Below are 21,920 nucleotides of genomic sequence, written 5' to 3'. Positions count from 1 at the left end.
CGCCCGCCGAGCCATCGGACTCAAACGCCCCTACGCCGGAGCCTGGAACAAAGACCTCCCCCACGCCCTGCTCTCCTTCACCGTCATCCCCTTCGTGGCCTACATGGCCACCTGGACCGGCTGGTTCGCCTCCGCGGGCGGCTACGGCCGCAACTGGGACCAGGCCACCTCCTCCGGCCCCTTCTTCTTCCTGTTCGACTCCATGCGCTCATGGGTCCAGTACCAGTGGCAGGTCTTCACCTTCCACAGCGGGGTGCACGAGTACCACCAGTACATGTCCGACCCCTGGACGTGGCCGCTGCTCGTCCGTCCGGTGTCGTTCTACTACCCCGCCGACGTGCCGCCGTCGGCGTGCGGGGCCTCCGCGTGCGCGCAGGCGATCCACGGGACCGGCACCCCCGCCCTGTGGTTCGGCGCGCTGCTCGCGCTGGCGGGCACGGCCGTCCTGTACGCCAGGAGCCGCGACTGGCGGGCCGGGGCGGTGTTGCTGGCGTACGCGATGGGCTGGCTGCCCTGGTTCTACTACGCCCTGGCCGACGACCGCACGATGTACCTGTTCTACATGCTGCCGGTGGTGCCGTTCATGGTGCTGGCGGTCGTGCTGATGGCCGGGCTCGTGCTCGGCCGGGCCGACGCGCCGCCCACGCGCAGAGCCGTCGGGGCGGCGTTCGCAGGCGCGTTCGCGATGATCGTGCTGATCAACTTCTGGTGGCTGCAGCCGGTGCTCACGGCCGAGACGCTCACGCAGACACAGTGGTGGGCTCGGATGCTGATGCGCTCCTGGGTGACCGCCGCCCCCAAGTGACGCCCTTGCGCAGCGTGATGGCCGCCGCGATGCAGGCCAGCGGGACGGCCGGCAGCACGTAGCGGTAGTCGAACTCGGCCGTCGCCGCCGGGGCCAGCAACAGCCCGAACGCCCCCAGCCAGGGCAGCGCCACCGGGCCGCCGAACCTGCGCCAGCGGACGACGATGCCGTACAGGCCGATCAGCATGATGCCGCCGAGCATGATGCCGCGCAGGTAGAAGATCTTCTGGTAGCCGCTCATGATGTCCGCCCACGGGTGGACGATCCTGGTCTCGGGCGGGCCCTGCTCGTAGCTGAACGCGTCGGTGTCGGTGTGGCCGCCCCCGTAGGAGGACCACTTCGGCAGGCGCTTGGGCCGCCCGGTGTCGTCCACCTCGTAATAGGGCTTGAACTGGTACATGTTGTACGTCGACTCGTCCGGGAAACGCGGCCGTCCCCAGTGGAAGGAGCGGAAGAAGTCGCGCGCGACCACCTTCAGGTAGTCGCCCGGCTGGGACAGGATCGCCCGCGTCGCGAACGCGCTGGCCGCGTCGTTGGTGATGCCGCTGAACTTCTTGTTGATGCCCCACCGGTGGAGGACCTCGCCGGTGCCCGTGCCGTCGCCGTTGCCCTGTCCCCACAGATACCACTGTGCGTAGTCTTTGCGCTGGTTGACCGGGTCGTTGATGCACAACAGGAGAAGCTGCACCTCCTTGTACTTGTCGATCTTCATCTCGTTGCAGTCGGCGAAGATCGCGGTACGCATGTAGAGGATGAGCCCGTCGCTGTTGGTCATGGCGAATTTGCCGTAATTTGTCGAAAACCAACCCATATAGCTAAGAACGGGAACCGCGCACGCCGCGATGACCGCCACGATCGGCCGCCACCCCGTGCGCTGGACGATCAGGTAGAGCACCACGAGCCCGAGGATCGGCATGCCGATCGACCGGGTCAGCCAGGTCAGCGCGAGCAGCAGCCCGACCACGATCCCGGCCCGCCACGACAGCCGCCGCTTCCACAGCACCAGCGTCACCACGCCCACGACCAGCAGCGTGAACAGGGTGTCGGACATGACCATCTGCTCAAGCTGGATCTGGTAGGCGTCGAACAGCACCGGCGCCGCCGCGAGCGTGGCCCCCCACTTGGGCAGCGCGAACTTGCAGCGCAGCAGGGCGTAGATGAGCGCGGCCGCGGCCAGGCCCATCAGGTGTTGCGTGAAGATGGCGAGCGTGAAGCTGTGGAACGGCTTGAGCAGCATCAGCCAGAAGCTGTAGCCGTCGGGCCTGATCGGGTGGGGCCTGGGGTGCAGCGCCACGTTGACGTACTCGTAGGAGTCGTTGAACCACATCGCCGGGCCGTAACCGAGCATGGTGATCAGCCGCAGCACGGCGCCGACGCCGAAGGCCACGGCGAACACGCGATGACGGCGCACGAGGGACAGCACGCGAGCTGCCCGGCCAGGAGCGGAGTGGTCCACAGGGGTAATCTCCGCGACGCTCACCATGCTGTAAAGAATGCCAGTCGTTTTTAGGTCTTGACCCGAGCACGCCGGGCACAGGGCATGATGGTTCACTGGAAGAGCCTTATTACTGAAGGGTTGAGACGTGGAACTGACGGTGGTCATGCCCTGCCTCAACGAGGCGGAGACCGTGGAAGTCTGTGTGCGCAAGGCATTGGCGTGCATGGAGGAGCACGGAATCGAAGGGGAAGTCCTGATCGCCGACAACGGCAGCACGGACGGCTCGCAGCAGCTCGCGCGTGATGCCGGTGCCCGTGTCGTCCACGTCGACGAGAAGGGCTACGGCAACGCCCTCATGGGCGGCATCCGCGCCGCCCGCGGCAAGTACGTGATCATGGGCGACGCCGACGACTCCTACGACTTCACCTCGTTGCTCCCGTTCGTCGAGCAGCTCCGCGACGGCGCCGACCTCGTGATGGGCAACCGGTTCAAGGGCGGCATCGCCCCCGGGGCCATGCCCCCGCTCCACCGCTACCTGGGCAACCCGGTGCTGTCGTTCATCGGCCGGCTGTTCTTCCCGTCGGCCATCGGCGACTTCCACTGCGGCCTGCGTGGCTTCCGGCGCGACTCGATCCTGCGCCTCCACCTCCAGACCGGGGGCATGGAGTTCGCCTCCGAGATGGTCGTCCGCTCCACGCTGTCCGGCCTCGACGTGCGCGAGGTGCCCACCACGCTCTCGCCCGACGGCCGTTCGCGCCCGCCGCACCTGCGCTCCTGGCGCGACGGCTGGCGCCACCTGCGCTTCCTGCTGCTCTACAGCCCCAAGTGGCTGTTCTTCTACCCCGGCGTGTTCCTGATGGTCCTCGGCCTGATCGCGGGCACGGCGCTGACGTTCGGGCCGGTGGAGATCGGCGAGCTGGCCTTCGACGTCGACACCCTGGTCGGGTCGTCGGCGCTGGTCGTGATCGGCTTCCAGGCGGCGCTGTTCGCGGTGTTCACGAAGGTCTACGCGGCCGAGGAGGGCTTCCTGCCCGAGTCGCGGCGGATCCGGAAGATCATCGACATCGTGACGCTGGAGAAGGGCCTCGTGGTCGGCGGCCTGCTGGCGCTGGCCGGTCTGGTCGGCCTGGTGATGTCGCTGGTCCACTGGCAGGTGCGCAGCTTCGGCGCGCTCGACCCGCGCGAGTCGCTGCGCATGGTCGTCCCGGCCGCCACGGCGCTCGTCATGAGCTTCCAGACGATCTTCGCCTCGCTGTTCATCAGCATCCTCGGCATCCGCCGTACCAAGGAGAGCTCGATCGACGTGGCCGCCAAGGCGGCCGAGGAGGCCGCTGAGGCGGTCTCCCTGGAGAAGACCAAGCGCTAGGGTCCTCCGCGTCCCGGTGGGAGCCGGCGCCGGCCACGTGCCGGCGCCGGCTTCCGTCTTTCCGCGCGGGGGTTGGGGGTTTGGACGAGGAGCGGGGCCGGGCCCCGTAGGCTTAGGTCATGTCCCAGCACATCTTGACCGCCGTCGCGTGGCCGTACGCTAACGGCCCCCGCCACATCGGGCACGTCTCGGGTTTCGGCGTGCCGTCCGACGTCTTCAGCCGCTACCAGCGGATGGCGGGCAACAAGGTGCTGATGGTGTCCGGCACCGACGAGCACGGCACTCCGATCCAGGTGCAGGCCGACAAGGAGGGCGTCAGCGCCCGCGAGCTGGCCGACAGGTACAACAGGGTGATCGCCGAAGACCTGACCGGTCTCGGGCTCTCCTACGACCTGTTCACCCGGACCACGACGAAGAACCACTACGCCGTCACGCAGCAGATCTTCAAGGGCCTCTACGACAACGGCTACATCTTCCCCAAGACCACGATGGGCGCGATCTCGCCCTCGACCGGCCGTACCCTGCCCGACCGCTACATCGAGGGCACCTGCCCCATCTGCGGCTACGACGGCGCGCGCGGCGACCAGTGCGACAACTGCGGCAACCAGCTCGACCCGATCCAGCTCATCAACCCCAAGAGCCGCATCAACGGCGAGACCCCCGTCTTCGTCGAGACCGAGCACTTCATGCTCGACCTGCCCGCCTTCGCCGAGGTCCTGGGCTCCTACCTGCAGTCCAAGCAGGGCGAGTGGCGGCCCAACGTGCTGAAGTTCGCCCTCAACCTGCTCGGCGACCTCCAGCCCCGCGCGATCAGCCGCGACCTCGACTGGGGTGTGCCGATCCCGCTGGACGGGTGGCGCGACCAGCCCAACAAGCGCCTGTACGTGTGGTTCGACGCGGTCATCGGCTACCTGTCGGCCTCCATCGAGTGGGCCAGGCGCTCCGGCGACCCCGACGCCTGGCGCCAGTGGTGGCAGAACCCCGACGCCCGCGGCTACTACTTCATGGGCAAGGACAACATCGTCTTCCACGCCGAGATCTGGCCGGCGATGTTGTTCGGCTACAGCGGCATCGGCGCGCGCGGCGGCTCGCCCGGCGCGCTCGGCGCGCTCGACGTGCCGTCCGAGGTGGTCTCCAGCGAGTTCCTGACGATGGAGGGCAAGAAGTTCTCCTCCTCCAGGCAAGTAGTAATTTACGTGCGCGACTTCCTGGCGCGTTACGACGCCGACGCCCTGCGCTACTACATCGCGGTGGCCGGCCCCGAGAACCAGGACACCGACTTCACCTGGCAGGAGTTCGTCAACCGCAACAACGGCGAGCTCGTCGCCGCCTGGGGCAACCTGGTCAACCGGTCGATCTCGATGGCGTCCAAGAACTTCGGCGTCGTGCCCGAGGCCGGCGACCTGACCGACGCCGACCGGGCCATGCTGGAGCGCTCGCGCAACGCGTTCGCCCCGGTGGGCGCCGAGCTGGGCAGGTCGCGGTTCAAGAACGCGATCACCGAGGCGTTCGACGTCGTCCGCGAGGCCAACAAGTACCTGGCCGAGCAGGAGCCCTGGAAGCTCAAGGACGACATCGAGCGGCAGAAGTCGATCCTCCACGTCGCCCTCCAGGTCGTCGACGACGCCAAGACGATGCTCACGCCGTTCCTGCCGGGCTCGTCCAACAAGGTCTTCTCGATGCTCGGCGGCCAGGGCGTCTGGTCCGGCATGCCGGAGATCCGCGAGGTCGACGAAGACGGCGGCGCCCCCTACCCCGTCATCACCGGCGAGTACGACGGCGCCGCGCGCTGGGAGCACCGGCCGATCAAGCCCGGCACCCCGCTCGCGCCGCCCGTGCCGCTGTTCAAGAAGCTCGACCAGAAGGTCGTCGAAGAGGAGCTGGGCCGGCTGGCCGACTGAGGTCGTAGTCCTTGAGCGTGATGGCGGAGGCGGTCTTCCTGACCGACTTCGCTATCACGCCCTTCCACGGCAGATACGGCATGATCTTGTAGTTCTGGTTCATGAACCAGGCCATCAGCCGGTTCTCCGGCACCATGAACTTGCTGACGCCCACGGCCGACTTCTGGCAGCCGGTGGCGTAGGCGCGCACCTCCTGCTCGTAGCGGGCGAACGCGGTCCGGTGGTCGCCGCCGGCCGCGGCCAGCTCGCCCGCCAGCACGTGCGCGCCGACCAGCGCGAGGCCGGTGCCCATGCCCGACAGCGGCGACGGGCAGCAGGCGGCGTCGCCGATCAGCACCACCCGGCCGCGCGACCACGAGTCCAGGTGCACCTGGCTGGTCGAGTCGAAGTAGAAGTCGTCGGCGTCCCACATCCTGCGCAGCAGCTTGGGCGTCTCCCAGCCGACCCCCCGGTACGCCTCGGCCAGCAGCTCCTTCTGCCGGGTGACGTCGCGGCGGTCGTGCTCCAGCGGCGGTGAGCCGAAGTAGAACATGGCCTTGGCCTCGGTGTTGTTCCTGGCGCTGTAGAGGCCGACCGTCTTGCCGGGCGTGCTGTGGAGCAGGCCCGTGTGGTCGAGGCCCAGGTAGTTGTCGAGGGTGAACACCGCGCAGTAGAGCCCGAGGTGGCTGGTGACGGCGGCCTCCGGCGCGTCGAAGGCCAGCGAGCGCACGTTGGAGTGCAGGCCGTCCGCGCCCACCACGAGGTCGAACCTGCGCGTCGCGCCCAGCTCGAACGTCACCGTCACCCCGTCCGCGTCCTGGGCCAGGGAGGTGATGGAGTCGCCGAAGACGTACTCGGCGCGGTCCTTGGTGGCGTCGTACAGGATGCGGGCCAGGTCGCCGCGGAGGATCTCGACGTCGCCGGAGAACAGGTCGCCGGGCACGGAGGCGAGCTTCTTGCCGGACTCGTTGACGTACGACATGTCGCCCATGTGGGTCTGGAGGCGCTCGACGTCGGCGAGGATGCCGAGCGCGCGCAGCGCGGTCATGTGCGCCTCGCCGCGGAAGTCGACGGAGTAGCCGCCCTCACGCAGGGCGGGGGCGCGTTCGACGACGGTGACGCGGTGGCCGGAGCGGATGAGGTGGAGGGCCAGGGCGGGACCGGCGACGCTCGCGCCGGAGATCAGAATGTCCATGCCCGAGAGCCTGCCGGGCACCGCTCACCGCCCCCTCACCCCACGCTCACCGCCGCCCCGGCCCCGCTCACCGCCTCCTTGCTCGGGGCTCAGGCCGGGTCGTGGAGCGGGAAGTCGTCGAGGGAGTGCAGGGGGGAGGCGTCGATGACCTCCGCCGGGACGCCGGCCAGCATCAGCGCCTCCCGGTGGGAGAGCCGCACGCCCGCCCGTCGCGCCTCCGCGTACGCCTGCTCGCCCAGCGCCTCGCGCAGCCGCCGCGACAGCCCGGCGACGTGCTCGTCCTCGGGCACGTCGATGCCGCGGATCGCGACGGCGGCGCCGAGCAGCGTGGCCGCCGCCGCCGGATCGTCGTCGAAGGCCAGCACCGCCAGCGCCTCGATCGCCCTGACACTCTCCGACAGCGCGCCCGACGTGACCGTGCTCTCCATCGCCCGCAGGTAGGAGGCCCGCGCCCCGGCCGTGTCGCCCTCGGCCGCGGCCAGCCGTCCGAGCCCGACGAGCAGCCTGGCCATGTTCCCGGACGTCTTCACCCAGACCGGGTCGGACCGGCGCAACGCATCCTCGTAGAGTTCCCGGGCCCGGACCAGGTCGCCCTCGCGTACCGCCACGTCGCCCAGGCCGCGCAGGGCCGCCGGCAGGATCGCGCCGCCCGTGCGCCCCGCCAGCTCCGCCGCGCGCTCGTAGTCGGCCCGCGCGCCGGCCAGGTCGTGCCGGATGCGGTAGTCGCCCCGGTTGCAGTAGTGGTCGGCCAGGTCCTCCTCCGCGCCGAGCTGCTCGGCCAGGGTGATGGCCTCCTCGGTGCGGGCCAGCGCGGTGGCCTCGTCGCCGCACGTGCTGGCCAGCCAGGCCAGGGCGTCGAGCGTCATCGCCGAGCCCCAGCGCTCGCCGAGGCCGCGGAAACCCTGGAGGGCCGCCTTCAGGTCCGCCTCGGCGGCGGCGAACTCGCCGGCCGCCATTCGCGGGTAGGCCCAGATCAGCCGGGTGGCGGCCGTCTCCCAGGCGTCGGGGCCGCGCTCGCCGCGCCGGATCAGCGCGATCGTGACGGCGGGGTCGACCGACGCCGAGGTGACCATCGGCCACAGGCAGGTGACGACCGGGTTCCGCAGGCCGTCCGCCGCGATCATCGTCTCGGCGCCGTCCTTGTGGCGCTCCCACAGCTCGCGCCGCCCGCTCGCCGCGGTGAGCAGGGTCAGCAGGTACGCGTCCCCCAGCGCGGGGTCGGGCCGTGGACCGGCCGCCTCCAGCAGGGCCGCCGCCTCCTTGGCGGGAACCGCGCGCATGCCGCGCATCCACAGCGAGAACGTCTGCGCGGCCAGCAGCCGCATCCCGAGCGCCACCTCGCCCTGCTCCACCGTCCAGCGCAGCGCCGCCTGGAGGTTGTCGTGGTCGGCCGCGAACCGGGCCAGCCACGGCAACTGCTCCGCGCCCCGCAGCCGAGGGTCGCCCTCCTCGGCCAGGGCGAGGAAGTACGCGGCGTGCGCCCGCCGGAAGGTCGCGGCCTCCGCGCCGAGCCGGTCGGCGCAGAACGCCCGGATCGTCTCCAGCATGCGGTAGCGGCCGCCCGACACCTCCAGGAGCGACTTGTCGGCCAGCGAGTCGAGCAGGTGCTCGGGCAGGCCGCAGACGGCCGCGGCGGCGGCCGCGGTGGCCCCGCCGGAGAAGACGGTCAGGCGCATGGCCATGGCCTGTTCGGGCTCGGTGAGCAGCTCCCAGCTCCAGGCGACGACCGCGCGCAACGTCTGGTGCCGCGCGTCGGCCGTACGGCTGCCGCGCAGGCTGAACCGGCCCTGACCGGCCAGGCGTTCGGCCAGCTCGCCGGCCTCGTGCGTACGCATGCGGGCGGCCGCCAGCTCGATGGCCAGCGGGAGGCCGTCGAGCGCGGCGCAGATGCGTTCGACCGGCTCACCAGGGGTGAAACCAGGACGTACGGCCTTGGCCCGGTCGGTGAAGAGCGTGCGGGCGTCGGAGGGGGTGAGGGGGCGTACCGGCCACAGGTGTTCGGGGGTGATCGCGAGCGGCTCGCGGCTCGTGGCCAGCACGCGCAACGCCGGGCACGCCGACAGCAGCCGCTCGGCCAGCGCCGCGGCCTCGCCGACGACGTGCTCGCAGTTGTCCAGGACCAGCAGGGCGGGCCGATCGGCGAGCACCGCGACCAGGCGGGCCAGGGGATCAGGCTCACCGGACGCGCCCAGCGCCGCGGCCCCCAGCAGCGCGCCGTCGCGTACGCCCAGCGCGGCCAGGACCGCTCGCGCGAGGTCGGCCCCCGGGCCGAGCGGGGCCAGCTCGACCAGGACGGCGTCGCGGTGGTCTCTGGCCAGCTCGACCGCCAGCCGGCTCTTGCCCGCCCCGCCGGGGCCGAGCAGCGTGACGAGACGGGCGGCGGCCAGCAGCGTCCGGACCTCGGCCAGGTCGCCGTCGCGGCCGACGAAGCTGGTGAGCCTGCCGGGCAGCGGCACCGCCGCTGGGCCCGTCCCGGGCCGTTGCGCCGGGGCCGGGGCCGGGGCCGGGGGCGTGCTGGGCGCGCCGCGCAGGAGGGACTGGTGGAGGGCGGCGAGCTCGGGGGAGGGATCGGCGCCCAGCTCATCGGCCAGCAGCCGCCGGGTCTCCTCGTAGAGCACCAGTGCCTCGGCCGGCCGGCCGTCGGCGCGCAGCGCCCGCATGAGCTGGCCGCGCAGCCGTTCGCGCAGGGGGTGGCGCTGGACCAGCTCGCCCAGCTCGGGGATGACGCCCTGGTGGCCGCCGCAGCGCAGGTCGGCCTCGATGCGGTCCTCCAGCGCGGCCAGGCGGCGCTCCTCCAGCGGCGCGCCGTGCACGGGGTCGAGGTCGGCGAAGGCGGGCCCCCGCCACAGGGCCAGCGCCTCCCGCAGCAACGTCCCGGCCAGGGCGGCGTCGGCCCGGCCGTCGTCCGCCCTGTCGGTTTCGGCGTGGTGGTGGCCGAGGAGGGTGGCGCGGCCGGTGTCGGCGAGGTACAGGAAACGGCCGGCGTCGATGTCGCCGGGGGCCGCCGGCAGCCGGTAGCCGGCGGGCGTCAGCTCGACCGGGATCCCGTCGCCCCGCAGGCGGGAGACCTGGGAGTGCAGGGCGTGCTGGGCGTTCTTCGGCGAGCGGTCGCCGTACAGGAGGTCGATCAGGCGGTCCTGGCTGACGATCTCGCCCGGACGGACGAGCAGCAACGCCAGCAGCGCGCGCCTGGCCGGACCACCCAGAGGTACGTCGACGCCGGCCGCGTCCCATGCCCGGGTGCTGCCGAGAATGCCGAAGCGCATGGAGGCTACTTTAGATGCGTGAGCAAGATTCCCGCCGCGCCCGAGCCGCTTTCCGCACCGGTGTTCGACAGCCACTGCCACCTGGACATCATGGTCGGCAACAGGCAGGCGTCCTCGGGCGACCCGGTGGCCCAGGCCGCCCAGGCGGCGGCGGCCACCGTACGGTCCATCCTGCGGGACGCCCGCGAGGTCGGCGTGACCAGGCTGGTCACCATCGGGTACGACCTGCCCTCCTCGCGCTGGAACGCCGAGGTGGCGGCCGAGCAGGAAGGCGTGTACGCCGGGGTCGCCATCCACCCCAACGAGGCCCACGAGGCGACCCCCGAGGTGCTGGCCGAGATCGAGTCGCTGGCCGGACAGGCCGACGTCCGCGCGGTGGGGGAGACCGGCCTCGACTACTTCCGCGACTGGGCGAGCAAGGACGACCAGCACGCGAGCTTCCGCGCGCACATCGAGATCGCCAAGCGCACCGGCAAGGCGCTGGTCATCCATGACCGGGACGCGCACGACGACGTCCTGAAGGTGCTGGCCGAGCAGGGCGCGCCGGACAAGGTGGTGTTCCACAGCTACTCCGGCGACGCCGAAATGGCGAAAAAGTGCGCGGAAGCCGGATATTTCATGTCCTTCTCCGGGCCCGTCACCTACAAGAACGCCGGCTACCTGCGCGAGGCCGCCGCCGTGGCCCCCATGGAGCTCATGCTCGTCGAGACCGACGCCCCCTACCTGCCGCCGGTCCCGTACCGGGGCAAGCCCAACGCCCCCTACCTCATCCCGCTCACCCTGCGCTGCCTCGCCGAGGTCAAGGGTGTCCATCCGGACGAGTTGTGCGCGGCGATCAGCACCAACGGAGTCACGGTCTTCGGCGAGTGGTGACCATCTTTCCGTTCGGCTTTTCGTGAAGCGGTGGAGGCGGGCGCGCCGCCGCCGCTAGCGTTCGGGCGGTCCCTGGCCGTTTCCGGAGGTGGTTCGTGCGAGGCAGGAGGCGTGCGCCGCGTCCGCGGATCCCCTGGCGTTCTCCGTGGACGCCGGTGGTGTGCGTCGTGGGTACGCTGGCCGCCGGCCTGCTGGTCGCGGCCTCGTACCTGGTCAAGGACGTCGTCGTGGTCGTCGACGGCACGCCGGTGGCGATCCGCGGCTTCGCCGCGCGGGTGGCCGACGCGCTCGGCGAGGCCGGCGTGTCCGTGGGGCAGGGCGACGTCGTGCGTCCAGCCCTGAGCGAGGGCATCGCCGACGGCTCCACCATCGAGGTGCGCCACGCCCGCCTGATCACGCTGACCCTCGACGGCCACACCACGACCCACCTGGTCACCGCCACCAACGTCCGGGACGCCCTGGCCGAGCTCGACGTCGAGGCGGCGGCCGGCAGCCTGTCCGCGCCGCCCGGCCGCCCGGTGCCGCTGTCGGGAATGTCGCTCACGGCGTACACCGAGCGCAGGGTCTACGTGGTCGCGGGCGCCACCCGGCTCGCCGCGCGCACCACGGCGCGTACCGTCCGGCAGGTGCTCAGGCAGGAGCGCGTCGTCGTCCGGCGCGGGTCCATGGTGCGCCCGCCGCTCGACAGCTTCCCCGAGGACGGGACGGTCATCACGGTCATGCCGCCGCGAGCCGTACAGATCCCGTGGGAGGTGACCCGGCTCGACTGGCAGGCGCTGGCCGACTGCGTGGCGCGCGGCGACCCCCGGGCGTACAACCCCGACGGGCCCTATTACGGGATGTACCAGTTCAGCCTGCCCATGTGGCAGGCGGTCGGCGGCGTCGGCCTGCCGAGCGCCTGGCCCGAGGAGGAGCAGACCTACCGGGCGCAGCTGCTCTACCAGCGGGTCGGCGGCCGGTGGCAGACCCAGTGGCCCAACTGCGGCGACCGCCTGTTCACCTGACGCCACCCTGTCCGGGGCCCGGTCCGTTCACCCGGCGAGTGCGGTGCCGAAGTCGGTGCCCTTGGGGGGTTGCACCGACTGCACGTCGTCGGCGTTGCGCGGGGCCACCGCGACCTTCCCGTACGGTGGCCCGTCCGGCTGGCCCACGAAGAGCTTGTTCCCGCTGAAGGCCACCGACCAGCCGAACAGCCCCTCGGCCGTCGCGAGCTTCCGGTCGTCGGCCGGGTTCTTCCACGAGAACACCTGGACGCCGCCGCCGTAGGGCGCGCCGACGGCCAGCCTGCCGTCCGAGGAGGCGGCCATCGAGAAGCCGAACGCCTGCCTGCCGCCCTGCTTCAGCATCCTCGTCTGCTTCCTGCTCGGGTCGAGGAGCTGCACGTAGCCGGGGCCGGGCGCACTGACGGCGTAACCGTTGCCCTCGGCGTAGGCGACCGCGTAGCCGTACCGGTCGCCGGAGGCCTTGGTGGGGGAGTCGAGCTTGAGGCTCACGATCCGGGGAGCCAGCACGTCGTCGATGAAGACCACCGACCCCGAGTCGATCTTGCCGGCCTGGACCTGCCGTCCCGCGCCGTCGTCGTTCTCGTACGGGACGCCCACGACCAGGCCGTTGCGCGGCCCGATCGCCAGCGACCAGCCGAACTGGTCGCCGACCTCGCTGTTGCCGCGCACGTCCACGGTCTCCTGGCTGATCCGGCGCAGCGCGTCCGAGCCCTGGCGCACGTAGACCGCGCCGGCGTCCTCGATCTGGCCGTCGTCCTCGTAGGGCGCGCCGATCACCGTCAGGTCGCCCCTGGCCGCCAGCGACCAGCCGAAGTGCGCGAACCGCTGCGGCTGCGGGGCGGTCAGGCGTTGCGGGGGCGCGGCCTTGCCGCCGTAGACGACGTAGACGCTGCCCGCGTCCTGCTCGCCGTCCACGTCCGCGAAGGGGGCGCCGATCAGCAGGTCGGCGCAGGAGTCGCCGTTCACGTCGGCCAGCCGTACGGACCAGCCCAGCCCGTCCCCCTTGACCGGCCCCGGCACGGCGACGGGGGTCACCTTGGCGCCCGACAGCAGGTGGACCGACCCCTTCTGCCCGTCGCCGAACGGGTCGCCCACGGCGACGTCATCCGCGCCGTCACCGTCGAAGTCGGCGGCTCCGGCGCAGGCCACCGCCGACGCGGCGGCGGGCGGCGGTGACAGGACGCCGCCGGCGGCGAGCAGGACGGCCATCGCCACCGCCTTGCAAGCGCCGGCGGGGAGCGTTCGGACGGGGCTCACAGGGCGACCTCGATCTGTCGGCCGTTCTCCAGCATGGTCGCGGACATCTTCACGGGCTTGCGATAAGGCGCCAGGTCGAACACGAAGGCGCCGTCCACCCGCCCGCCCGGCTGGAGGGCCGGGGGCAGGGTGACCGGGGCGGGGTCGTGCTCGCCGCCCTTGTCGTCGACCAAGGTGACGACCGGCCGGACGAGCCGGCGGCGTTCACCGCCTGGATTGATCACGGTCCAGTGGACCACGCAGAGCTGCCCCTTCGTGGTGGTTTGCCCCTCGAACTCCTTCAACCCGCACTCCGGCGCCTCCGGCACGACCACCACCGGGTCGTCGAAGTTCCCGCCCAGCGCGAACCTGCGGCCCACGTCGCCCGGACGCGGGTTCGTCACGGCCCTGGAGGGGCTGTTGGAGGTGGCGACGGAGGAGGGGGTGCGGCCGGAGTTCACGATCAGGACGGTGACGGTGACCACGATCGCCAGGACGGCGGCCGCGGCGGCGATCAACCAGCGGGTGCCCTTCGTACGGGTGCCGCCCAGGGTGTCCGGTTCATCGGGGGCGTACGTCAGGGCGCCCGGATCCGTGCCCTCGCCGCTCCGGGCCCCGGCGACCGGTCGGGAGCCCGTGGCTGGTCGGGAGCCCGTGGCCGGTCGGGAGCCGGCGGCGGATCGATGCTCAGCGGCGGATCGACGTTCGGCGCTGGATCGTCGCTCGGCGGTGGATCGGGGGCCGGTGAAGGGTTGGGACTCGGTGGCGGGCCGGGTGTCGGTGGTCGGTCGTGACTCGGTGGGGGGCCGCGACTCGGTGGCTGGCCGGTACTCGTTGGGGGGCCGCGACTCGTAGGGAGGCCGCGGCTCGGTGGTCGGCCGGGGCCGTGCCGGTTGCCCGCCCGAGGCGGACTGCCGGCGTGCCAGCTGGCGGGCCTGTTCAAGCTGGCGCTCCTGCTCCTGGCGGCGGGCCTGCGCCTCGGCCTCCCAGCGGGCCAGCTCGTCGCGGGCGGCCTGCTCCTCGCGCCGCGCCAGCTCGTCCGGGGACGCCTGCCGCGCTCCCGCCTGCTCGCCCGCTAAGCCGGCGGCCCCTCCGGAAGCGTTCCGAACATCGGGCCCGGCGTCGGCCCCGAACGCCCCGGGCACCTTGGGCCGCCCCGCTCCCGGCCCCGCTCCGGGTCCCGAGCCTCCTCCGGGTCCCGAGCCTCCTCCGGGTCCCGAGCCTCCTCCGGGTCCTGATCCTCTTCCCGGGCCCGCGGCACCCCCGGGGCCGGGGTTGCGCGCGCCCGTCGCGTCGCTCGGCGGCGGGGTCGTGAACGTGGCCGTGACGTCCGGCTCGTCCACGACGTTCTGCGGCGGCTCCCAGTCGGTCAGCATCTCCGTGGCGACCAACGTAGGCGGATTGTCGGAGATAGCCGGAGTGCTCCCGCCCACCAAGGCGATCAGAAGCTCCTGGGCCGTGGGCCGATGGGCGGGATCCATGGCGGTGGCACGGCGTACCAGCTCGTTGAGCGGCGCGGGAAGCGCGCCCAGCTCGGGCGGCGTGTTCAGCACGCGGGTCGCCATCGTGATGGGATCGCCCCGCCCGAACGGATGCCGCCCGTTGCCCGAGTACGCCACCAGGCACCCCCAGGCGAAGATGTCCGCCGCCGGGGACACCAGCTCACCCCGCACCTGCTCGGGAGCCCACCAGCCGGGGCTGCCCAGCAGTTCCCCGGAGAGCGTGAACCCGGTGTCCCGGTCCAGCGCCCTGGCGATCCCGAAGTCGATCACCCGCGGCCCGGACAGCGACAGGATGACGTTCGCCGGCTTCAGATCCCGGTGCACCAGCCCGGCCACGTGGATCGCCGCCAGTGCCGCGGCGACCCCCAGCGCCACGCCGTGCAGCGGCCCCGGGTCGAGTGCCCCGAAAGTCACGATCTGGTCGGAAAGGGGAGTGCCCGCGATGTACTCGGTCACCATGTAAGGACGTCCGTCCCCGGTGTTGCCGTTGTCGAGCACCTGAGCCGTGCAGAACGACGCCACCCGGCGCGCGTTGTCCACCTCGGCGTGGAAGCGGGCGGCGAACCCCTCCTGGTTGGCGAACTCCGCCTTCACCACCTTGAGCGCGACGAATCGCCCCGTCGGGGCCCTGGCGAGGAAGACGGTCCCCATGCCGCCTTCGCCGAGTCGTCCGAGCAGGCGGTAGGGCCCGATCTCCCGCAGATCGGTCGGACGGAGCGGCGCGGCGCCCGTTGGCTCCATCAGGGACGTCCCTTCCTGTTCCACGCCATCCTCTCCTTAGGTCTCCCCCATCCGCCATCGCAGGTTCTTCGATGCGGGAGACTGGTTGGATGATGAGGCTGTTGGGCCCTGCAGAAATACGTATTTTGGCGAACAAGCTAGATCTTCGCCCCACGAAAAAGCTAGGCCAGAACTTCGTGATCGACGCGGGAACCGTCCGGCGCATCGTCCGCGTGGCCGACCTGTCGGCCGACGACGTGGTCATCGAGGTCGGGCCCGGCCTCGGCTCGCTCACCCTGGCGCTCCTGCCCGAGGCCGCGCACGTGGTGGCCGTCGAGATCGACCCGGTCCTGGCCACCCAACTGCCCCTCACCGTCGCCGAGCGCGGCCCGTCCGACCGGCTCACGGTCGTCAACGCCGACGCCATGAAGATCTCCCTCGACGACCTCGCCGGTCACGACCCCACGGCTCTGGTGGCCAACCTCCCGTACAACGTGGCCGTCCCCGTGGTGCTCCACCTCCTGGAGACGCTGCCCTCGCTGCGCAAGGGGCTGGTCATGGTGCAACTGGAGGTGGCCGACCGCCTCGCCGCCGGTCCCGGCTCCAAGGTGTACGGCGTGCCGTCGGTCAAGGCCGCCTGGTACGCCGACGTCCGACGGGCGGGCCCGGTCGGCCGTACGGTGTTCTGGCCCGTCCCGAACGTCGACTCCGGCCTGGTCTCCCTGACCCGCCGCGAACCGCCGGCCACCACGGCCACCAGGGAAGAGGTCTTCGCCGTCGTGGACGCCGCCTTCGCCCAGCGCCGCAAGACCCTGAGGGCCGCCCTGGCGTCCTGGGCCGGAAGTCCGTCCCAGGCGGAAACGGCACTGAGAGCCGCCGGCGTGGACCCCTCGGCCAGAGGCGAACAACTCACCGTCGACTCCTTCGCCCGAATAGCCGAACAAAAGCCCTAACCCAATCCCCATCCTCAAAGAACCCAAGCCCCACCCCCCGAGCCCTACCTGAGCACCCCTTCCACCCCAGGGCTTTGGCGTTCCGTGACGCCCGCACACCCCCAGGCGCCTTGCCTCCCGTCACATGCGGCCTCGGGGCGTCCGCCTGGCGTCGGCTTCACGTGCGGCCTCGGGACGTCCGCCTGGCGTCGGCGCGGCGAACCTGCACAGCCCCCCACACGCCCCGCCTTTCCGCGCAGGCGCGCGCCCGGCCCACATCCACCCGTGCTCGCACGAGACCCGACACCGGGCGGCTGTCCACACCCCAAGCCGCTCAACACCCACCCATCCACAGAACCCCGTTCGGCCCCTCCGCCCCCGCTTCACCCAGGTGATCCTGGCTCCCGTCCCTCATCACGACGAAGGAGCCATCCATGAACACCCGCCACCACGTCACCCAACTGTCGGTCATCCTCAGCAGTGGCCTCCTGACCGTCACAGGAGCCCACCCCACCCTCGCCAGAGCCACCCCCCCTCCATGCCTCAGGGCCACCATCACCATCCCCGCCGCCGGCGCCGCAGCAACCGCCACCACTCGCTGCCCGGCCCCCCACCACCCCAAGAAACCGAAGCCGAAGAAACCCAGAAAGCGCCCGAAGCACAAGGGCGACATCGCAGCCGCCGCCGCCCTCTCCCAGCTTGGCGTCTCGTTCTCCTGGGGCGGCGGCTCCTCAAGAGGCCCCACCATCGGAGTCGGCACCGGCGCGAACACAAGAGGCTTCGACTGCAGCGGCCTCACCCTCTACGCCTGGTCCAAGGCCGGAGTAAGGCTCGCCCACTACACCGGCACCCAGTTCCGCCAGGGCCGCAGAGTCCCCCTCGCCTCCAGACGCAAGGGCGACCTCCTCTTCTTCGGCGGCCCCGGCGACCCGACCCACGTAGCGCTCTACCTGGGCGACAACATCATGATCCACGCCCCCCGAACCGGCGACGTAGTACGGAGAACCGACTTCCTGAACTCCGCCTACTACCGAACCGCCTACCGAGGAACCATCCGCCCCGCCTGACACCACCGCACCCTCGGCGCAAGGAACACCCCAGCCCCCGAACACCCACCACCCGTCACCGCCCATTACCCCAGACGTCCACCAACCCCGGACGTCCACCAACCATGGGTGCCAGCCAACTCCGGTCGCCCGTCAACCAGGGCGCCCGTCAACCAGGGCGCCCGCCGCCCCGGGCGTCCACCAACTGCTGACGACGCACCCTCCGGCAGGCGGCCATCCACCCTGGACGCCTACTCATCACCTGAGAGCAACCACCACGACTCAGCGCTGCGACCGGCTACAACCCTGAGCAGCGCCACGGGCCGCGAACCAGCGCCGCGACCAGACACTTACCCCCGAGCAGTCCCATGGGCCTCTGCGGCCAACCCTGACCAGCACCACAGGCGCCCACCTTCTACCCCTGAGGCGACTGCCGCTCACCCTGATCAGCGCTACGGGCGCTCACCGTCCACCCGATCAGCGCCGCAGGCGACTGCCGCTCGCCCTGACCAGCACCGCGAGCGCCCACCACTGACCTTGACCAGCACCGCAGGCGAGCGCCTGCCCCGACCAGCACCCAAGAGGACCGCTCCGCCGCGAGCGCCACCTACCGCCCGGCGCAGACCGCCACCAACTCCTTCACCACCGACGTGAGCAACGCCTGATCCTCCGCCCCCGCCGGCTCATACTCCATGAGCCCCAACCCCACCACCTCGAACCGCTCCGCGACGGCCCTCACCAGCTCCAGAAGCTCCTCAGGCCGGAACCCCTCAGGCGTAGGAGACCCCACGCTCCCGAAAATCTGCGGATCCAGGACATCGAAGTCGACATGCACATAAACAGCCGTCCGCTCCCCGCCCGCAGCCGCAGTACCGACAGCCTCGACCAGAGCCTCCGCATCCGCTGCCCGCACCCACCGCACACCCCGAGCCTCGACGAACGCGACCTCGGCCGGATCCAGATCACGCACCCCCGCCAGCACCACCTGCCCGGCCCCGACCGGCTGCCCGGCCACCAGCCCGTCAGGCCCTTCACCGGTCAACGCCCTCAGGACCATGCCGTGAAAGGCCCCCGACGGCGACGACTCCGGCGTGTTCAGATCCCCATGCGCATCGAACCAGACGACGACCAGCCCATCCCCGAACCTCCGCCGCGCCGCTGTCACCGGCTCCAGCTCGACACCGCAGTCCCCACCCGCGGTGACCAGAAGCCCGTCCCACCCAGCCTCGACGACCGCAGCCCGAACCCTGGAAGCAGTGACCACCAGATCATCGTCATCGACCTCGACCTGAATCCGACGATCCGCGTCCACCATCTCCGCAACCAGCCGGGCCCCCTCCCGCAGTCGCTCAGCCGTACGAGCCCCGGACCCCCGCCACTGCGGCACCTCGACAACCGTCACCTCGGACACGAGCACCTCCACATCAAGTAGTCCTCTCAGCATCCCAAGGACGAACCAATGCCGACGCGGCACCACCACTCCAGGCCCGGTCATCTGTCCCGCTTGCACCCCCTGGGCGCCGGAGCCGGCGGGCCGGTCCAGCCGGATTCGGAGCCGCGTGCCCGATAGCTCACGACCTCGCCTTCCCTCGCCCCCGCAGCCGTACGAGCCGCGTAGGAGACCGATGCGAGCAACTGACCCGTCACGGGATCGAGGATGTGCCTGTCGCGGACGGTCACCGCCCTGCCCGGCGACAGCAGTTGGCTCCCGGTGCCGCCGAGGTCCACCGAAAGCCCGGCTCTGCCCAGCGGGTCCCCGACCGTGCCGACCACCTTGGTGGACGGCAACCCGGCCAGCACCCGGATGACCGCCGCACGTTGGGCAGGCCCGAGCGGCATGGCCAGAAGGTTCACGGTGACGGGCAGAAAGTCCTGGAAGGACTGGGCGAACCCGCGCGCCGTCGAGAGCTCGTGGTAGACGTGCAGCCGCCTCATCAGTTCGTCAGGGCGAGCAGGGAACACGGACAGGTCCGCCATGGTGAACTCGGCGACCGTCATATCCGGATAAACCCCGTTAGGTTCCAGCCCCGCGCTGTACACGCAACCCTTGGAACCGTCCACACCGGTGATCGACTTGGCCTCGCCGCCACGAGCCGACGGCAGCCCGTCCACGACATCCCCATCGCTCATCGGTACCGGACGGCACGACGTTCTGCCGCCGCCATAGCAAGGGCCCGCCACCTGGGCGGGTGCCCCCGAAGCGCGCCAGGCACGTTCGTCCGCGGCCGTGGCCGGGCGGGCGATGGCCGGCGACCATTGCCTGATCACCACGTCGGTGGGATCGCGCGGCTGCCAGGTCTCCCGGCGCTCGGCCACCATGATCGTGTACCCGCCGCCGGCCGACCAGGCGTTGCCCTCGATCCGAACATCGCGCCAGTACGCGCCGCTGCTTGCGGGCAGCTTCTCGATCCTGTCAGCGAGGTCGTACAACTCCTGGTTGGGCCTCGACGGCGTGAGCACGGGCGGAGCAGCGGTCAAGCTCGTGACCAGCGTGACGACCAAGGCGACGACCACGGCCGTCGCCACCGGCGCCCAGAGGATCCGTAGACGGGGGAGCGGCAGGCGGCGTGCCCGTCGCGGCTCGGCCGCCATGATCGCGTCGCGCAGCTCGCGCGCGCCGGATCCCTGAGGAAGCGCCTGCGGAGCGGGATCGATGGCCTTCACCAGATCGTCTATGTCGTTCATGCCTTCCTCATCACCATCGTCCGGGACGGCTGCCGCTCCAGCAGCGCCGCCAGCCGTCTGCGCGCACGATGCAACCGGGTACGGGCGGCGATCGCCGTACATCCCATGACCTGGGCGATCTGCTCGCCGCTCAGCCCCTCCCAGCACGCCAGCGCCAGCACCTCGCGGTCCCGTTCGGGTAGTTCGTCGAACGCCCTGCGCACGTGGTCGAGCTCAACCGGCGTCACCGTCCGGGCGGCGGCCAGTTCGTCGCGGAGGCGTTCGGCCAGCACAGCCCGCCGCGAGGCGCCGCGCTGCTGGTTGGCCAGCACCCGCCGGGCCACGCCGTACAGCCACAGCAACGCCTTATCCCCTTGGGGGACGTCGCCGATCCGCCGCCACGCGATGAGGAACGTCTCGGCGAGCACGTCTGCCGTGTCCTCGGGCGAGCTGGTACGGCGGGCGGCGTACTGCTGTATCGCCGGGTAGTACGTGTCGTAGACCGCCTCGAAGCGATCTCGCTGTGTCACAAGTTCTCCTAGCGAAAGGTGCCGGACACAGTGGTAAATGTCCGGCACCAGCCCGCCTGTTGCACCACCGCCCACAACGGCCGCGACGCCACCGAAGCAGCTTCCCCGGTGCGGTCCGGGCCATCGGCGACGCCCAGAGAGGGCAAGGCGCCGTTCCGGAGAGAAGGTCGGCCCGGAGAGAAGGCGGTGGCAGAAAGACGGCAATGTCGGCCTATGGCCACCTGATCGGCCGAAAGGAGGACGAACCTCACTCTGCGTGGCCCGCAGTAGGTCATCTCACACGTCTAATTCCGAGAACCGCATGTCAGCGCACCCCACCCCGATAACATCGAGTGTCCTTGACCCCGGCAAGCGATGAAAGTGGCAGAAGATCGATGAGTTCGGTGACCGTACGTGTGCCCGCGAAGGTCAACGTGCAGCTTTCAGTCGGCCCGCTCCGGGAAGATGGCTACCACGACCTGGTCAATGTCTTCCACGCAGTGTCGATCTTCGATGAGGTGGTCGCGAAGGAGGCCGAGTCGATCACCGTCACGGTCAACGGCAGATGGTCCGACCAGGTGCCCGTCGACGACGACAACCTCGCCATCCGCGCCGCCCGCGCCCTCGCCAAGCACGCCGGCCGCTCGTACGGCGCCGACCTGATCATCGAGAAGGCCATCCCGGTCGCCGGCGGCATGGCGGGCGGCAGCGCCGACGCGGCGGGGGCGCTCGTGGCCTGCAACGAGCTCTGGGGGCTGGGCCTGCCCTTCGAGGACCTCATGGAGATCGCCGGAGACCTGGGGAGCGACGTGCCGTTCTCGCTGCTCGGCGGCACGGCGGTCGGCACCGGCCGCGGCGAGCAGCTCAGCGAGCTGCCCACGGGCGGCACGTTCCACTGGGTGTTCGCGCTGGCCGACGGCGGCCTCTCGACCGCCAAGGTCTACGCGGAGTGCGACCGCCAGCGCGAGGCTTCGAACGCCCGCGTGCCCTGGCCCGAGCTCGACGCCCCGCTCATCGAGGCCCTCGGCACCGGCGACGCGTACGCCCTGGGCGCCCACCTGAGCAACGACCTCCAGGCCGCCGCCCTGGCCCTGCGTCCCGAGCTCGCCACGACCCTCGACAGCGGGCGCCAGCACGGCGCGCTGGGCGCGATCGTCTCCGGCTCCGGCCCCACGTGCGCCTTCCTGGCCATCGACGCCACCCACGCCCGCGACCTCGCCAACAGCCTCACCGCCACAGGCGCCGCCACCACCACGGTCGCCGCCCACGGCCCCGTAACCGGCGCCACCCTGCTCTAACCTGCGGTCGGGTTCGGGGCTCGTACGGACCTGCTGATCACGGACGGGCGGTGTGAGGGGGCCGGCATCGCGTGCACCTTCCCATCGGGTGACGGGCCGACGCTTCATCGCGCGAGGGCGACGCCTCCAGGGGACGGACGTGAGCCGGGCGCTCAAGACGGGCATTCGGTCCGGCAATCCCTGGCC

At 71.2% G+C, this 21,920-nt stretch carries 15 protein-coding genes and 1 pseudogene; 8 read left to right on the top strand and 8 right to left on the bottom strand.

Annotated elements, in window-relative coordinates; all coding sequences use genetic code 11:
- Nucleotides 1-805: pseudogene (locus tag AB0C33_RS33405) on the top strand (phospholipid carrier-dependent glycosyltransferase); the annotation flags it as partial.
- Here AB0C33_RS33405 and AB0C33_RS33400 read toward each other — a convergent pair.
- A complete protein-coding gene (locus AB0C33_RS33400; RefSeq protein ID WP_358294601.1) occupies nt 741-2,228 on the bottom strand; it encodes a hypothetical protein in 1,488 nt (495 codons plus the stop codon). The pseudogene AB0C33_RS33405 and the gene AB0C33_RS33400 overlap by 65 nt on opposite strands.
- A gap of 160 nt (nt 2,229-2,388) precedes the next feature.
- Between AB0C33_RS33400 and AB0C33_RS33395 the strand changes: the two genes are divergently transcribed.
- Nucleotides 2,389-3,609: a glycosyltransferase gene (locus tag AB0C33_RS33395; protein WP_358294599.1), complete on the top strand. Its 1,221-nt coding sequence runs from the start codon at nt 2,389-2,391 to the stop codon at nt 3,607-3,609.
- Nucleotides 3,610-3,728: 119 nt separating this feature from the next.
- Nucleotides 3,729-5,510: a methionine--tRNA ligase gene (gene metG / locus AB0C33_RS33390; protein WP_358294597.1), complete on the top strand. Its 1,782-nt coding sequence runs from the start codon at nt 3,729-3,731 to the stop codon at nt 5,508-5,510.
- Here the strand turns inward: metG and AB0C33_RS33385 are convergent.
- Together AB0C33_RS33385 and AB0C33_RS33380 are read right to left on the bottom strand one after the other, a co-directional pair.
- Nucleotides 5,455-6,684: an FAD-dependent monooxygenase gene (locus tag AB0C33_RS33385; RefSeq protein ID WP_358294594.1), complete on the bottom strand. Its 1,230-nt coding sequence runs from the start codon at nt 6,682-6,684 to the stop codon at nt 5,455-5,457. The genes metG and AB0C33_RS33385 overlap by 56 nt on opposite strands.
- An 89-nt stretch (nt 6,685-6,773) precedes the next feature.
- Nucleotides 6,774-9,950: a BTAD domain-containing putative transcriptional regulator gene (locus tag AB0C33_RS33380; RefSeq protein ID WP_358294592.1), complete on the bottom strand. Its 3,177-nt coding sequence runs from the start codon at nt 9,948-9,950 to the stop codon at nt 6,774-6,776.
- A gap of 18 nt (nt 9,951-9,968) precedes the next feature.
- Here AB0C33_RS33380 and AB0C33_RS33375 point away from each other — a divergent pair, with 18 nt between their 5' ends.
- Together AB0C33_RS33375 and AB0C33_RS33370 are read left to right on the top strand one after the other, a co-directional pair.
- Complete coding sequence (locus AB0C33_RS33375; RefSeq protein ID WP_358294590.1) at nt 9,969-10,823, top strand: TatD family hydrolase; 855 nt, start codon at nt 9,969-9,971, stop codon at nt 10,821-10,823.
- Nucleotides 10,824-10,990: 167 nt separating this feature from the next.
- Entirely contained in the window at nt 10,991-11,827 is an 837-nt protein-coding gene (locus tag AB0C33_RS33370) for a ubiquitin-like domain-containing protein (RefSeq protein ID WP_358294588.1), read from the top strand.
- Nucleotides 11,828-11,854: 27 nt separating this feature from the next.
- On the opposite strand, the gene AB0C33_RS33365 is transcribed toward AB0C33_RS33370, so the two are convergent.
- Both AB0C33_RS33365 and AB0C33_RS33360 read right to left on the bottom strand, forming a co-directional pair.
- Nucleotides 11,855-13,084 carry an FG-GAP-like repeat-containing protein gene (locus AB0C33_RS33365; RefSeq protein WP_358294586.1) on the bottom strand — a complete coding sequence of 410 codons (1,230 nt, stop codon included), beginning with the start codon at nt 13,082-13,084 and terminating at the stop codon, nt 11,855-11,857.
- Nucleotides 13,081-15,306 carry a protein kinase gene (locus AB0C33_RS33360; protein WP_358294629.1) on the bottom strand — a complete coding sequence of 742 codons (2,226 nt, stop codon included), beginning with the start codon at nt 15,304-15,306 and terminating at the stop codon, nt 13,081-13,083. The genes AB0C33_RS33365 and AB0C33_RS33360 overlap by 4 nt, the downstream gene beginning before the upstream one ends.
- Nucleotides 15,307-15,377: 71 nt before the next feature.
- On the opposite strand from AB0C33_RS33360, the gene rsmA reads away from it, so the two are divergent.
- Both rsmA and AB0C33_RS33350 read left to right on the top strand, forming a co-directional pair.
- Complete coding sequence (gene rsmA, locus AB0C33_RS33355; protein ID WP_358294584.1) at nt 15,378-16,238, top strand: 16S rRNA (adenine(1518)-N(6)/adenine(1519)-N(6))-dimethyltransferase RsmA; 861 nt, start codon at nt 15,378-15,380, stop codon at nt 16,236-16,238.
- A 413-nt stretch (nt 16,239-16,651) separates the two neighbouring features.
- Entirely contained in the window at nt 16,652-17,284 is a 633-nt protein-coding gene (locus AB0C33_RS33350) for an NlpC/P60 family protein (RefSeq protein WP_358294582.1), read from the top strand.
- A gap of 586 nt (nt 17,285-17,870) precedes the next feature.
- Here AB0C33_RS33350 and AB0C33_RS33345 read toward each other — a convergent pair.
- The 3 genes from AB0C33_RS33345 to AB0C33_RS33335 all read right to left on the bottom strand — a co-directional run bounded on the left by AB0C33_RS33345 (nt 17,871) and on the right by AB0C33_RS33335 (nt 20,457).
- Complete coding sequence (locus AB0C33_RS33345; protein ID WP_358294580.1) at nt 17,871-18,686, bottom strand: arginase family protein; 816 nt, start codon at nt 18,684-18,686, stop codon at nt 17,871-17,873.
- Between the two features lie 68 nt (nt 18,687-18,754).
- Nucleotides 18,755-19,948, bottom strand: a complete 1,194-nt coding sequence (locus tag AB0C33_RS33340; RefSeq protein ID WP_358294578.1) for a hypothetical protein — start codon at nt 19,946-19,948, stop codon at nt 18,755-18,757.
- Complete coding sequence (locus AB0C33_RS33335) at nt 19,945-20,457, bottom strand: sigma-70 family RNA polymerase sigma factor (protein WP_358294576.1); 513 nt, start codon at nt 20,455-20,457, stop codon at nt 19,945-19,947. The genes AB0C33_RS33340 and AB0C33_RS33335 overlap by 4 nt, the downstream gene beginning before the upstream one ends.
- A 374-nt stretch (nt 20,458-20,831) precedes the next feature.
- On the opposite strand from AB0C33_RS33335, the gene AB0C33_RS33330 reads away from it, so the two are divergent.
- On the top strand, nt 20,832-21,734 hold the full coding sequence (locus AB0C33_RS33330) for a 4-(cytidine 5'-diphospho)-2-C-methyl-D-erythritol kinase (RefSeq protein WP_352321954.1): 903 nt from the start codon (nt 20,832-20,834) through the stop codon (nt 21,732-21,734).
- Nucleotides 21,735-21,920 lie beyond the last annotated feature (186 nt).

Origin of the sequence: Nonomuraea sp. NPDC048881, from assembly GCF_040649795.1 — a bacterium.
Taxonomy (GTDB): domain Bacteria; phylum Actinomycetota; class Actinomycetes; order Streptosporangiales; family Streptosporangiaceae; genus Nonomuraea.
This window is presented reverse-complemented; position numbering and strand designations above follow the sequence as displayed.

Excerpts from the sequence above, each read along its gene's own strand:
- rsmA (WP_358294584.1), top strand. The coding sequence starts at position 15,378 with ATGCGGGAGACTGGTTGGATGATGAGGCTGTTGGGCCCTGCAGAAATA.
- AB0C33_RS33380 (WP_358294592.1), bottom strand. The coding sequence starts at position 9,950 with ATGCGCTTCGGCATTCTCGGCAGCACCCGGGCATGGGACGCGGCCGGC.
- AB0C33_RS33385 (WP_358294594.1), bottom strand. The coding sequence starts at position 6,684 with ATGGACATTCTGATCTCCGGCGCGAGCGTCGCCGGTCCCGCCCTGGCC.
- metG (WP_358294597.1), top strand. The coding sequence starts at position 3,729 with ATGTCCCAGCACATCTTGACCGCCGTCGCGTGGCCGTACGCTAACGGC.
- AB0C33_RS33330 (WP_352321954.1), top strand. The coding sequence starts at position 20,832 with ATGAGTTCGGTGACCGTACGTGTGCCCGCGAAGGTCAACGTGCAGCTT.
- AB0C33_RS33360 (WP_358294629.1), bottom strand. The coding sequence starts at position 15,306 with ATGGAGCCAACGGGCGCCGCGCCGCTCCGTCCGACCGATCTGCGGGAG.
- AB0C33_RS33340 (WP_358294578.1), bottom strand. The coding sequence starts at position 19,948 with ATGAACGACATAGACGATCTGGTGAAGGCCATCGATCCCGCTCCGCAG.
- AB0C33_RS33350 (WP_358294582.1), top strand. The coding sequence starts at position 16,652 with ATGAACACCCGCCACCACGTCACCCAACTGTCGGTCATCCTCAGCAGT.